The following is a 14161-nucleotide window of genomic DNA, read 5'->3' on the forward strand; positions in this document are numbered from 1 at the left end:
AGCTTAGTGTCCACCAGGTGCTTCTGTTGCTGGTTTAGTACTATGATGTTGAATCAAGTTTGAGTCATAGTATGACTGTGTTGTATCAACTAAATGGCCTGATGAAATAGCGATTAAGCCAACAATGGTTAACACAACAGTATATGGTAATGCCATAATCACCATGCGACCGTATGACAAACGAATTAACGGTGCTAATGCCGACGTTAATAAGAATAAGAACGCAGCTTGACCATTTGGCGTTGCAACACTTGGTAGGTTAGTACCTGTATTAATTGCTACAGCTAATAAATCAAATTGATCACGTGATATTTGGCCAGCAGCCAAAGCTTTCGTAATTTCAGTTATGTAAACCGTACCAACGAACACGTTATCACTAACCATAGATAACAAGCCATTAGCTAAGTAGAACATAACAAGCTGCATGTTACCTTCAAAGGTTAATACCCATGTAATAACAGGTGTAAATAACTGCTGGTCAACGATTACCGCAACAACAGCAAAGAAAACAGCAAGTAAAGCAGTGAAAGGTAAAGCTTCTTCAAAAGCATGGCCAATTTGATGCTCTTCCGTTACACCAGTAAAGGTAGTAGCTAAAATAATAACAGATAAACCAATCATACCAACAGGCGCTAAATGTAACGCTAAACCTATAATTAACCATACCGCAATAACACCTTGCATGATCAATTTAACGTTATCACGACGGTTACGTTTTTTGCTTTCTGCAATATCAAAGTCGTTTAGAATTTTATAAACGTTTTCAGGCATGGCAGCACCGTAGCCAAACCATTTTACTTTTTCTAAAAATAAACAAGTAAGCATACCCGAAATAAATACAGGGATGGTTACCGGTGACATGCGAATCGCAAACTCAGCAAAATTCCATCCTGCCTGTTGGCCAATAACCAAGTTTTGTGGTTCACCAACAATTGTACAAACACCACCTAACGCCGTACCTACACCTGCATGCATTAATAAGTTACGTAAATAACCGCGAAACTGTTCTAAATCAGTACGCGAATATTCAGCTAGTTCATGATCACTGGTGTGATCATGGCTGTGATTATTATCTTTTCCTGACGCTACTTTGTGGTACACAGAGTAGAAACCAATCGCAACACTAATAATTACAGCAATAACAGTTAATGCGTCTAAGAATGCTGATAAAAGGGCACCTGAAAAACAAAATAATAACGAAACCAACATTTTAGAGCGAATTTTTGTCACTATTTTAGTAAACAAAAATAGCAGTAAGTTCTTCATAAAATAAATACCAGCAACCATGAAGATTAGTAATAAAATAACTTCAAAGTTGAGCACCATTTCATGCATAACTTGTCCTGGTGTCGTCATACCTATGGCAACGGCTTCAATGGCAAGTAAACCACCGGGTTGCAACGGATAACATTTTAATGCCATTGCTAAAGTAAATATAAATTCAATAACCAATGCCCAGCCAGCAACATAGGGGTCTACAAGAAAAAATAAAATGGGGTTGATAACTAAAAATGACAGTATTGCGAGTTTGTACCATTCTGGTGAATTACCAAGAAAGTTTTTATAGAACGCACTCATAAATGATTGCTGCATAGTGAACCTTTTAAAAAAAATAAGAGCTAGGAATAGTGTTTGGGTTTAATCTATTGAATGATTTTTATATAAATTTATGACTGTGGGAAGTTTAAGCGTAATTATATATATTGTAAATAAGTCATATATTGCTCATGTGATTGATTTGTACTTAGATACAGGAAAACTTTCATTTCAATAATCTAGATCAACTTTAACAATAAATTACTATGAATTTTTATACGATGTTGCTTATGTTAACTCAATAAACTTTATATGTGATAGGCACTCTGAGGACAAAATTTATTTACGTTTTGTTAAGAAATCATTAATTCTAAAAATGTGATTTATAAAATTCTCGTTCTGTCTCGAATTCTCAATTTAAGTGGCACTCGCCATAATTAAATTGCGATTTATAGCGCTTGTGTCAATTGTCTGTTCTGGTACAATCAGTTTCAATTACAGTCAACTCTAAGTGATGTGGAGCCCTATGGTTATAAAAGCGCACAGTCCAGCAGGATTTGCCGAGCAGTATATAGTTGAGTCTATTTGGAATGGAGGTTTCCCTCCTGGCACAATTTTACCCGCTGAACGTGAGTTATCAGAACTTATTGGCGTTACCCGTACTACGCTGCGCGAAGTGTTACAGCGATTAGCGCGAGATGGTTGGTTAACGATTAAGCATGGTAAACCAACGAAAGTAAATAATTTTTGGGAAACGTCAAGCCTAAATATTCTTGAAACCTTAGCGCAACTTGACCAAGAAGGTATTCCTGATTTAGTTGATAACTTGATGTCAGCGCGGACAAATATTAGTGCTATTTATGTACGTGGTGCGATTAAGAATAACCCGGAAAAGGCTATTGAGTTATTGTCAGCATTTGAAAATGTTGAAGACAACGGCGAAGCGTTTGCTGAGTTTGACTATCAGTTAAATAAAGAGCTGGTTGTTGCATCAGGTAATTCCATTTATCTACTTATATTGAATGGCTTTAGAGGCTTATATTCTCGCTTAGGTAGCTTGTATTTTGCTCATCCAAGTGGTCGCGAAATATCACGTGCTTATTATAAAAAGTTGATAGAGCTTGCCAAGGCTGGGCAATTTGACGAGTCAGTTTTTGCGGTTAGAAAGTACGGTGTTGAGTCAGGTAAACTTTGGCTTGAGCTCAAAGATGAAGTGTTAAAAGAGCTTGCTGAATAAATTATTATTCAGCGCATGTGATAAGTTTTCTTAATCTAGACTTACCAATAAGCTAATACCGAGTGGCAAGTAGGGCAATAGACGTATCATTCTTTTATATGATCACGCGGTTGCCTTTTTTTCTGTCTCTGTTTTTGGGCATTGGGCAATAACTTCATCTATACCTTGGTTATTCTCTTGCAATAGTTTTACCTCAAATTGCCACAAGTAGTATAGGTGCTTTAGCACTTCGTCTTTTGAGTCGGCTAAATTAACGCCTTGGTGTGGTATATAACGCAGTGTTAGTGAACGATCGCCCGTAATATCAGCATTGGTAATTTGAATATTTGCTTCTAAATTACTCAAGTTATATTGATTTGATAACATGGCTCTAATTTTTTGATAGCCACTTTTATTGTGAATAGCACCAACTTCAATATAATTTTTGGCATTGTTATCATGTAAATGGAATAGTTTGAAATCACGCATTAATTTCGGTGATAGAAACTGGCTTATAAAGCTTTCATCTTTGAAATTTTCCATCGCAAAATGCACGGTATCTAACCAGTTGCTACCAGCAATTTCAGGAAACCATTCCTTATCTTCTTCTGTTGGGTGTTCGCAAATTCTACGAATATCAACAAACATATTAAACCCCAAGGCATAAGGGTTTATGCCTGAGTAATAAGGGCTGTTATATTCAGGTTGTGCAACAACATTAGTATGGTTGTGTAAAAATTCCATCATGAATTTATCAGTGACTAAGCCTTCATCATACAAGTGATTTAAAATAGAATAATGCCAAAAGCACGCCCAGCCCTCGTTCATGACTTGTGTTTGCTTTTGCGGGTAAAAGTATTGTGATACTTTGCGCACAATTCGCACTAATTCTCGCTGCCAAGGTTTAAGTAGTGGTGCGTTTTTTTCAATAAAATACAGAATGTTTTCTTGTGGCTCTGTCGGAAAGCTAGCCTTTGTTTTATCTTTTTGTTTATCGTTATCTGGCACTGTTCGCCAAAGCATGTTTACTTGCGATTGCAGGTAAGATTCTCGCTCTTTCTGACGTTTTATTTCTTCCTCCATCGAGATTTTTTGTGGGCGTTTATAACGATCAACACCATGATTCATTAAAGCGTGGCAAGCATCAAGGCAAGCTTCTACCTCATCTATACCGTATTTGTGTTCGCAATCTGCAATATAGTTTTTGGCAAATAATAAGTAATCAATTATTGAGCTGGCGTCGGTCCAAGATTTGAATAAATAGTTACCTTTAAAAAATGAATTATGACCATAGCAAGCATGCGCCATTACCAAAGCTTGCATGGTCATGGAATTCTCTTCCATTAAATAGGAAATACAGGGGTCAGAGTTTATTACAATTTCATAAGCTAAGCCCATTTGCCCGCGTTTATAGGTTTGTTCTGTTTGAATAAATTTTTTGCCAAATGTCCAATGGTTGTAGCCTATTGGCATACCAACACTGGCATAGGCGTCCATCATTTGCTCTGCGGTTATCACTTCTATTTGATTGGTATAGGTGTCTAAGCGGTAATGTTCAGCCACTCGTGCAATTTCCGTTTGATACTGCTCAAGTTTGGTAAATGTCCAATCACTGTTATCGTCAAGTGGTTTACGTTTTGTCATAAAACCCCCTTACTTATTATTAGGCTGCTTGTTCGCTTTTTTTCTTAAATAATGAACGAAATACTGGGTAAATATCTGACACGGTTTTAATGTGTTCAATAGAAAAGGACGGATCAGTATCAGCAAGCTGTGCGTACTGCTGCCATAAACTTTGGTGTGCGCGTTGAGTTATTTCAATGTAGCTAAAATAACGGGTTTTTGGCAAAATTTGATTACGCATTAATGCTTGGCAATGTGGGGAGTCGTCTGCCCAGTTGTCGCCATCGGAAGCTTGTGCGCCATAAATATTCCACTCATTTTCATTGTACCTATCATTAATAATGTCAATCATTAACTCGAGTGCACTAGACGCAATTGTGCCGCCAGTTTCTTGAGAGTAGAAAAACTCATGTTCATCAACTTCTTTGGCTTGAGTGTGGTGACGAATATAAACTACATCAATAGTTTTGTAGGTACGGGTTAAAAACAAATAAAGTAAAATATAAAAACGTTTTGCGATATCTTTTGTTGCTTGGTCCATAGAGCCCGACACATCCATTAAGCAAAACATTACTGCTTTAGATGTAGGCACGGGCTGTTTTGCATAGTTTCGATAACGCAGGTCGAATGAATCAATAAAGGGAACTTTGTTTATTTTGCGTTGTAGTTCGTCAATTTCGCTGGATAATTGTTTTTTTGCCTGTACATTATCATGAGGATCTTGTTCAAGCAGTGCCAACTCTGCTTTTAACACTTTTAACTTTCTACGCTTGTCAGAGGTCATGGCAATTCTTCTAGCGATTGAGCCTTGTAATGATTTAACTATGTCAATATTTGAAGGCACGCCATCTGCACAAAATCCAGCGCGCACGGTTTTATAATCAATCAGTTTATCTAATTGATTTTTTTCTAAATTTGGTAACTCTAAGTCTTCAAAAAGTAAATTCAGATATTCATCTTTAGATATTGAAAAGACAAAGTCGTCGCTTCCTTCGCCTGAGTCACTTGCATCCCCTGAGCCACTACCTTGCCCTTGTTGCTGCGGCGGGCGAGCAATTCTGTCGCCTGTGCTAAATTGGTCGTTACCCGGATGCACACGATCTTTTATACCGCCTTTACCTTGATGGAAAACCGGTTCACTTAAGTCTTTCTTGGTAATGGTTACATTTTCTCCACTATCGACGTCAGTGACACTGCGATGATTCACAGCGTCAGAAACAGACTTCTTTATTTGACTCTTATAGCGCCTGATAAAGCGCTGTCGATTGACTGTGCTTTTATTTTTACTATTGAGTCGTCTATCAATAAAATTTGCCATAAATACTCCTTACTTAGTTTCAATTTTTGCTACTAAGTACAGCTTAAGAAGATTTTCTGACGCGTAAATACCATTCAGAAAGTAACCTAACTTGTTTTTTTGTATAACCTTTGGCCATCATACGTTCAACAAAGTCATCGTGTTTTTGCTGGTCATCGTTCGAGGTTTTGGTGTTAAATGAAATAACAGGCAGCAAATCTTCCGTATTTGAGAACATTTTCTTTTCAATAACGGTGCGCAGTTTTTCATAGCTAGTCCAAAGTGGATTTTTACCATTGTTATTGGCTTTTGCGCGCAATACGAAATTGACAATTTCATTGCGAAAGTCTTTCGGGTTACTAATGCCTGCTGGTTTTTCTATTTTCTCCAGTTCATTGTTTAAAGCTTCTCGATCAAATAATTGTCCGGTTTCTGCATCACGATATTCTTGGTCTTGGATCCAAAAATCAGCATAGGTAACATAGCGATCAAATATATTTTGACCATATTCAGAGTAAGACTCTAAATAGGCGGTTTGAATTTCTTTGCCGATAAATTCAATATATTGATGTGATAAGTATCCTTTTATGAACTCTAAATAACGCTCAGCGGTTTCTTGTGGTAATTGCTCTCTTTCTATTTGCTGTTCAAGCACATAAAATAAATGTACTGGATTTGCCGCAACTTCTAAGTGATCAAAATTAAATACTCTTGAAAGGATTTTAAACGCGAAGCGCGTTGAAAGGCCTGACATTCCTTCATCTACACCAGCGTAATCGCGATATTCTTGGTAAGATTTTGCTTTAGGGTCGGTGTCTTTTAAACTTTCACCATCATATACTCGCATTTTTGAGTAAATGCTGGAGTTTTCCGGATCTTTCAATCGTGATAGTACAGAAAATTGCGCTAAGGTTTCTAGTGTGTCTGGTGCACATTGGGCGTCGCTCAGCTCGCTGTTTTCAAGTAATTTTTTATAAATTTTTACCTCTTCAGAAACCCGCATACAATAAGGTACTTTTACGATATACACACGATCTAGAAATGCCTCATTATTTTTGTTGTTTCTAAAAGTTTGCCATTCTGATTCGTTTGAATGTGCGAGCAAAATACCATTAAACGGCAAGGCAGAAAGTCCTTCTGTGGGATTATAGTTTCCTTCCTGAGTGGCGGTTAATAACGGGTGCAGCACTTTTATTGGCGCTTTAAACATTTCTACAAATTCCATGACACCTTGGTTAGCACGGCATAACGCACCAGAGTAGCTGTATGCGTCAGGGTCATTTTGGGCGAAATGTTCTAGCTGGCGAATATCAACTTTGCCAACCAATGCTGAAATATCTTGGTTATTATCGTCACCCGGCTCGGTTTTCGCGATTGCAATTTGGTCAAGAATAGAAGGATAAACTTTAACAACCTCAAATTTGGCAATATCACCTTTAAATTCATGTAACCTTTTCGCTACCCAAGGAGACATTATGGTACTTAAGTAACGCTCAGGAATATTGTATTCTTGTTGCAGTATTTTGCCGTCAGAGTTGGCGTCAAATAAGCAAAACGGATGATCGTTAACTGGGCTACGCTCTCCATTTGCACTTAACACATAAATAGGCTCTTGTTGCATTAATGCTTTTAGTTTTTCTGCTAAAGAAGACTTACCGCCACCAACGGGACCAAGTAAATATAATATTTGCTTCTGTTCTTCTAACCCTTGAGATGCGTGTGTAAGGTAAGCAACGATTTGTTCAATTGCTTCTTCCATACCATAAAACTCTTTAAAGGCCGGATAGCGGGCAATAACACGATTAGAGAAAATGCGACTTAATTCTGGCACAGTAGACGTGTCTATCATTTCAGGTTCGCCAATGGCTTTAAGTAAACGTTGGGCGGCGCTGGCGTATGCCATAGGATCTTTTTGGCAGAGACCTAAGAAGTCTTGAATTGAGTAGCACTCTTCTTGTGCTTCGTCGTAACGTGATTGGTAATGCTGAAATATACTCATAACCGCCTCCAGAAGATAAAACGTACAGACAGAGCTGATAATTCGACCGTATGCGTTACTATCAAACTCTACATAATTAATTAGACCGCGTTTTTCACAATTTCTATTTATAAGCGTAGTTGTAAATTTATAAAGTCGTTAAGAAATAACGAAAATAAATTGTAACGATAGAAGAAAATATGAGCTGCTATGTTGTTGAATAAACAATTAACTTTGACAGGTGATGAGAAATTTTAGCGAATAAAAAAGCCAGAATATATTCCGGCTTTTTTTGATTAAATGTTACTAGTTAGCATTAAGCGAAGTTGGCTGATGCAAAATCCCAGTTAGCTAATGCCCAGAAACCTTCCATGTAGCTTGGGCGAAGGTTACGGTAATCGATATAGTAAGCATGCTCCCATAAATCAACAGTTAAAAGTGGTGTTACACCTTCATCTGTTAATGGTGTGGCAGCATTTGATGTATTAACAATAGCTAAACTACCGTCAGCATTTTTCACTAACCATGTCCAGCTTGAGCCAAAGTTGTTGATCGCGCTATCAGTAAATTTAGCTTTAAATTCTGCAAAAGAACCGAAGTTCGCAGTAATGGCGTCAGCTAAAGCTCCCGTTGGTTCGCCGCCGCCGTTCGGGCTTAAGCTGTTCCAATAAAATGTGTGGTTCCAAATTTGTGCCGCGTTGTTAAAAACACCAGCTGAAGATGATTTTACGATGTCTTCTAAAGACTTACCTTCAAAATCAGTACCTTCAATAAGGCCGTTTAATTTTACAACGTAAGTGTTGTGATGCTTACCATAGTGAAACTCTAGTGTTTCTTGTGAAATGTGTGGTGCTAATGCATCCATTGCATATGGTAGTGCAGGTAATTCGATAGCCATTATATTCTCCAGGATATGATTATAAAAATTTATTCTTATGCAAACGTAAAGAAGTAGTTTGTTTTTTTCTAAAACCTAGTAAACTACTCGGGTATTAAAGCTTACATAGTTTACCCAAATATATAGGTATTACCACAGGTTTTATCAAGGCTATTATGTTTTAATATATAAATTTTTTGCTTTAGTATTTATTGCACTGTGTATTTGGTCAGTTCTTATTAAGTATTAAGGGCAATAAGTATTAATTTTTGAGGTTATTATGGATACTATCGAACGTATTAAAGAACAAATTAGTGAAAACACAATCCTTCTATACATGAAGGGCTCACCTAAATTACCAAGCTGTGGTTTTTCTTCGCAAGCTTCACAAGCTATTATGGCCTGTGGTGAAAAGTTCGCATATGTTGATATTTTACAAAATCCAGATATCCGCGCAGAATTGCCAAAATATGCTGATTGGCCAACATTTCCTCAACTTTGGGTTGAAGGTGAATTGGTTGGTGGTTGTGACATTATTATGGAAATGTACCAACAAGGTGAATTACAAACCTTGATCAAAGAAACTGCTGCAAAGCATAGTTCAGAAGAAAGTGCAGAATAACTATTGAATTATAAGTTAACGTCACCATACTAGGTGATGTTAACGTAAAACAAAAAATAAATATTGGAGAATATAATGAGCGTATTAGTCGGTCGTCCAGCACCAGATTTTACAGCAGCAGCAGTTTTAGGTTCTGGTGAAATTGTTGATAGTTTTAACTTAGCAGAAGCTATTAAAGGTAAAAAAGCAGTAGTATTTTTCTACCCACTTGATTTTACTTTTGTTTGTCCATCTGAGTTACTTGCTTTTGATCACCGTATGGAAGAGTTCAAAAGCCGTGGTGTTGAAGTTATTGGTGTTTCTATCGATTCACAATTCTCTCACAACGCATGGCGTAACACACCAGTAAACGATGGTGGTATTGGTCCAGTTCAATACACTTTAGTTGCTGATGTTAAACATGAAATTTGTCAAGCATATGACGTAGAACATCCAGAAGCTGGTGTTGCATTTCGTGGTTCATTCTTAATCGACGAAGAAGGTAACGTTCGTCACCAAGTAGTGAATGACTTACCATTAGGTCGTAATGTTGATGAAATGATCCGCATGGTTGACGCATTACAATTCCACCAAGAACATGGTGAAGTTTGTCCAGCAGGTTGGAACAAAGGTGATAAAGGTATGACAGCTTCTCCAGAAGGTGTTGCATCTTACCTAACTGATAACGCTGATTCACTTTAAATCGTCGTTAAATGTATCAGTGAAAAAAGCCGCTTAATTGCGGCTTTTTTGTCACTTTTATTTGTCGATTACAGTTTTTTAATTCGCTGAGGGATTAATAGGTAAATTTCAAGTTAAATAACAAAAGTAAAATAATTGTGCTAAAACAAAAGGTAGGGTTATTAAACTGATAACTCTTTAGTTGAACAAAAATAGAAGGACTTGTAGTGTTTTTTCCAAAAGCAATTTACGAAAACCTACCTTATTTTTACTTGCTCATTTGTGCATATTTACTTGCATACTATGATACTTGGCCAGTCTATGCTTCTGCTAGTTTATTTTATATCGCCGGTTGTATTACGTTAGTAACACGCTCTGATTATCGTCGGGTTGATCGGTTTAAAGATGGCAAAAATTGCAAACAAACGCTACCAACAGTGATATATGAATATTTACCTTATACATACTTTGCAGTAGCAATGCTCTTGCTACTCAAAACAGAACATCCAGCACTTAAATTTTCTGCATTTTGCTTAATGATAGTAGCGTTAAGGAATTTGCTTTTAAGAGTTAATAATCGCCGGAAAGCTAAATCCCTATTTTAAAAGCACTGCATTAGTTTAAAGAGCCAATCTATTGGCTACTCAGCTGTTTGATTGTTGCTATCATTGTCGATATTGGTTAATGGCCAACCACCTAACTGTTGCCATTTATTAACAATATAGCAAAATAGCTCAGCCGTTTTCTCTGTATCATATAAGGCAGAATGGGCTTCATTATTATTGAAATCGATGCCGGCAGTCGCGCAAGCTTTGGCTAATACCGTTTGACCAAGTGCTAAGCCAGATAAAGTAGTTGTATCAAAGCTAACAAATGGGTGAAAAGGAGAGCGTTTTATTGCACATCGCTCAGTTGCAGCATTCACGAAGCCTAAATCAAAGGCAGCATTATGGGCTACCATAATAGCGCGCTGGCAACCGGCTGCTTTCATTTTTTTTCGTATCAACTTAAATATGTCAGTTAGTGCTTTTTTCTCATCAACAGCACCTCGTAATGGATTGCTTGGGTCGATACCGGTAAACTCTAATGCTGCAGGCTCTAAATTTGCCCCTTCAAATGGGTCAACATTAAAATGAATGGTTTCATCTAGACTAAATTGTTCAGTGTTTTCATTTAATGATAATGTGGTTGCTGCAATTTCGAGTAAAGCATCAGTTTGGGCATTAAAACCAGCGGTTTCAACATCAATAACAACAGGGAAATAGCCTCGGAAACGTTGTGCAAATAGTGACTTATCGGAAGCCGCGTTGATGGAGCTTGAGTTATCAGACATAAAATTGAAAAAGCTAGAGATAGATTGTGAGTTCGTTAGATTATCTCAGAAATTTGTACGTAAGGCATCATTGAAAGTTAAAAGCCAGCAATTTAATTGCTGAAAATGCTCATTTACTGTTAAAGTTATCATTGATAGTGTCGATAGAGTGATTGTCGGAAGTTTTAATTTAGAATAAATGGCATGAATAATATTGTTATGAAAAAATTGCTCGCGGTAGTTAGTTTACTTATAGTCGTTGCACAAGCAAATGCTGGCATCAGGCAGTACCGTGCCGATATTGAAAACTCCCATTGGCAGCTTACCAGTAATTCACGCCTGCAATGTACCTTATCACACCAAATTCCGCGTTACGGCGAAGCAAAATTCTATAGTTCAGCAAATCGACAAATGAACATGGAATTTGAACTCGATATGATGCGTTTGCCCGATAGTTATTCGTTAGCTGAGGTGCGTTCAGAAGCGCCTAATTGGCGCCCAGGTATTTCTGGTAGAACTATTGCTGACATGAAATTACATAAGCAGTTTTCGCCAAGCTTGTCGAAGAAAATTGCTTGGAGCATGCTTAATGAGCTGGACCAAGGCATGAGTCCTACTTTTTATTATAACGATTGGTATAGTGACAATGAAAAAATTAGTGTTGGCTTATCCACTGCTCGTTTTCAAAAAGCCTACCAAGATTTTGTTAGCTGTGTAGGTAATTTACTAAACTTTAGCTTTGAAGATATTTCTTACACTGTATTGAACTATCAATTCGGCTCAGACAAGCTGACTAAGGCATCGCAAAAACGTATGAATATGATCGTCGAGTATTTGTCGTTAGATCCAGAATTAGAGCTAGTATTAATTGACGGTTATTCAGATAGTTACGGTGGTCGTAATACAAACTTGAAAATGTCACAACGCCGTGCCAATAAAGTTAAAGATTTAATTGTTAGTAGCGGTATTGATGCTAGCCGAATTGAAGCGGAAGGATACGGTGAAAAACGCCACGTAGCATCTAATGCGACAATCATCGGCCGAAGCAAAAACCGTCGCGTTGTGATCAGAATGGAACAACCTTGATATTTATATAACAATTAGCACTTGAAGAGGCCTGTAGATTCGCTGTAATCTACAGGCCTCTTTCGTTTTGGATACAATTTATGAAAATTTTTATTCGTCTTGTCGCCACAATGTGCTGCATTGTTCAGCTAGCTTGGGCACAATCGGCAACTGCACAAGTAAATGACGCATTAACCTATGCAAATTATGATCAGGTTAAAGTGGAGCATTTATATTTAGATTTAGCGGTAGATTTTGATGAAAAGTCACTAAAAGGTTTTGCTGAATTAAGTTTAAATTGGTTAAGTGATGATGTCGTTGATGTTTTTCTAGATACTCGAGATCTAGAAATTCATCGAGTTATGGCAAAAGCGGCGAATGGCCAATGGCGTAACGTGGCATTTGAACTCGCAAAACGTGACGATGTAATGGGTGCTAAATTAACGGTTAAAACTAGCTTTAAAACGCCAAAACTAAGAATTTACTATAACTCATTACCTCAAGCTTCGGGTCTACAATGGCTATCTCCTGAACAAACGGCGGGTAAGGATAAGCCATTTATGTTTAGCCAAAGTCAGGCTATTCATGCTCGTTCTTGGATCCCAATTCAAGATACGCCAAGCGTACGTATGACTTACAATGCACGTATTACCACATCAGATGATTTACTTGCGGTAATGAGTGCTAACAATGAGCCAAATACGGCTAGAGATGGTGATTATTCCTTTTCAATGCCACAGGCCATTCCTGCCTACTTAATTGCCATTGGTGTTGGTGATTTGCAATTTAAAGCAATGAGTGAGCAAACCGGTATTTATGCTGAGCAATATATTTTAGATCGTGCTGTGGCTGAGTTTGATGACACACAAGCCATGATTGATGAAACTGAAAAGTTATTCGGTGCTTATCGTTGGGGTCGTTATGACTTACTTATTTTACCACCAAGTTTTCCTTTTGGTGGTATGGAAAACCCACGTTTATCATTTATCACACCAACCGTTGTTGCTGGCGATAAAAGTTTAGTTAACTTAATTGCCCATGAATTAGCGCATTCTTGGTCGGGTAATTTAGTAACTAATGAGAGCTGGCATGATTTATGGTTAAACGAAGGTTTCACTAGTTATGTAGAAAATCGTATTATGGAAGCGGTATTTGGCGTAGATCGTGCGGTAATGGAACGCGCATTAGATGCCCAAAACCTAGGCTATGAGATTGCAGAGTTGCCGCCAGGCGATACCCAACTGTTTATTGATCTAAATGGTCGTGATCCTGATGACGCCTTTTCTGGCGTACCTTACACAAAAGGCCAATTGTTTCTTGTTTATCTAGAAGAAAAATTCGGTCGTGAAAAGTTTGATACCTTTATTATGCAATACTTTGATGATCATGCATTTGAAAGTTTAGGTACGAAAAACTTTGTTAAGTACTTAAACGCTAATCTTACCCATAAGTATGCAGGTATTGTAAGTGATGAAGAAGTGAATGAGTGGATTTACGAGCAAGGTTTACCTAGCTTCACTCCTAAACCTAAATCAGACGCTTTCGTTGTTATTGATGATTACATTGCAAAATGGACAAATGGACAGCTAGAGTTGACGCAATTACCAACGAAAAACTGGACCTTGCATGAATGGTTGCACTTTATCAACAATCTGCCATTAGATATTTCAACAGAGCGTATGGCGAGCTTAGATAAAGCCTATAATCTAACCAACAGTACTAACGCTGAAGTAGCACATGCATGGTACTTGTTAGCATTACGTTCAGGTTATGACGTGGTATACCCAGCAATGGCTGAATATTTAGAATCAATTGGTCGTCGTAAATTGATTGTACCTTTATATAAAGAGTTAGCGCAGTCAGCAAAGGGCAAAGAATGGGCCAAAGGCGTGTATGAGAAGGCGCGTCCAGGTTATCACCCATTAGCACAAGGCACGGTAGATGCTATTTTATTAAATTAAATAAATTGGTCATT

At 37.6% G+C, this 14161-nt stretch carries 12 protein-coding genes; 6 read left to right on the forward strand and 6 right to left on the reverse strand.

Translation table 11 applies throughout. The annotated features are described in order from the left end of the window. Nucleotides 1-3: 3 nt before the first annotated feature. Nucleotides 4-1593 carry a sodium/proton antiporter NhaB gene (gene nhaB / locus AC27HL_RS09805; protein ID WP_487080806.1) on the reverse strand — a complete coding sequence of 530 codons (1590 nt, stop codon included), beginning with the start codon at nucleotides 1591-1593 and terminating at the stop codon, nucleotides 4-6. 469 nt (nucleotides 1594-2062) lie between these two features. On the opposite strand from nhaB, the gene fadR reads away from it, so the two are divergent. Further along, a complete protein-coding gene (gene fadR, locus AC27HL_RS09810; protein WP_487080807.1) occupies nucleotides 2063-2773 on the forward strand; it encodes a fatty acid metabolism transcriptional regulator FadR in 711 nt (236 codons plus the stop codon). Nucleotides 2774-2875: 102 nt separating this feature from the next. Here fadR and AC27HL_RS09815 read toward each other — a convergent pair whose 3' ends face one another. From AC27HL_RS09815 to sodB, 4 genes are all read right to left on the reverse strand, one after another. Next, complete coding sequence (locus AC27HL_RS09815; protein ID WP_487080808.1) at nucleotides 2876-4396, reverse strand: SpoVR family protein; 1521 nt, start codon at nucleotides 4394-4396, stop codon at nucleotides 2876-2878. A gap of 19 nt (nucleotides 4397-4415) precedes the next feature. Further along, nucleotides 4416-5693 carry a YeaH/YhbH family protein gene (locus tag AC27HL_RS09820; RefSeq protein WP_487080809.1) on the reverse strand — a complete coding sequence of 426 codons (1278 nt, stop codon included), beginning with the start codon at nucleotides 5691-5693 and terminating at the stop codon, nucleotides 4416-4418. Nucleotides 5694-5736: 43 nt separating this feature from the next. Next, entirely contained in the window at nucleotides 5737-7671 is a 1935-nt protein-coding gene (locus tag AC27HL_RS09825) for a PrkA family serine protein kinase (protein WP_487080810.1), read from the reverse strand. Nucleotides 7672-7966: 295 nt separating this feature from the next. Further along, the gene (sodB, locus tag AC27HL_RS09830; protein ID WP_487080811.1) at nucleotides 7967-8548 is read right to left on the reverse strand and encodes a superoxide dismutase [Fe]; all 582 of its coding nucleotides are present in this window, start codon (nucleotides 8546-8548) and stop codon (nucleotides 7967-7969) included. 259 nt (nucleotides 8549-8807) lie between these two features. Here sodB and AC27HL_RS09835 point away from each other — a divergent pair, with 259 nt between their 5' ends. The 3 genes from AC27HL_RS09835 to AC27HL_RS09845 all read left to right on the forward strand — a co-directional run bounded on the left by AC27HL_RS09835 (nucleotide 8808) and on the right by AC27HL_RS09845 (nucleotide 10414). Further along, a complete protein-coding gene (locus tag AC27HL_RS09835) occupies nucleotides 8808-9149 on the forward strand; it encodes a Grx4 family monothiol glutaredoxin (RefSeq protein ID WP_487080812.1) in 342 nt (113 codons plus the stop codon). A gap of 75 nt (nucleotides 9150-9224) precedes the next feature. Next, nucleotides 9225-9830: a peroxiredoxin gene (locus AC27HL_RS09840; protein WP_487080813.1), complete on the forward strand. Its 606-nt coding sequence runs from the start codon at nucleotides 9225-9227 to the stop codon at nucleotides 9828-9830. A gap of 206 nt (nucleotides 9831-10036) precedes the next feature. Next, nucleotides 10037-10414, forward strand: coding sequence for a hypothetical protein (locus AC27HL_RS09845; protein WP_487080814.1), 378 nt, complete (start codon nucleotides 10037-10039; stop codon nucleotides 10412-10414). A 35-nt stretch (nucleotides 10415-10449) separates the two neighbouring features. Here the strand turns inward: AC27HL_RS09845 and rnt are convergent, their stop codons facing one another. Then, nucleotides 10450-11142 carry a ribonuclease T gene (gene rnt, locus AC27HL_RS09850; protein WP_487080815.1) on the reverse strand — a complete coding sequence of 231 codons (693 nt, stop codon included), beginning with the start codon at nucleotides 11140-11142 and terminating at the stop codon, nucleotides 10450-10452. Nucleotides 11143-11325: 183 nt separating this feature from the next. On the opposite strand from rnt, the gene AC27HL_RS09855 reads away from it, so the two are divergent. Together AC27HL_RS09855 and AC27HL_RS09860 are read left to right on the forward strand one after the other, a co-directional pair. Next, a complete protein-coding gene (locus AC27HL_RS09855; protein WP_487080816.1) occupies nucleotides 11326-12207 on the forward strand; it encodes an OmpA family protein in 882 nt (293 codons plus the stop codon). Nucleotides 12208-12317: 110 nt separating this feature from the next. Next, a complete protein-coding gene (locus AC27HL_RS09860) occupies nucleotides 12318-14147 on the forward strand; it encodes a M1 family metallopeptidase (RefSeq protein WP_487081212.1) in 1830 nt (609 codons plus the stop codon). The last annotated feature ends 14 nt before the right edge of the window (nucleotides 14148-14161 follow it).

Source organism: Colwellia aquaemaris (assembly GCF_057548755.1).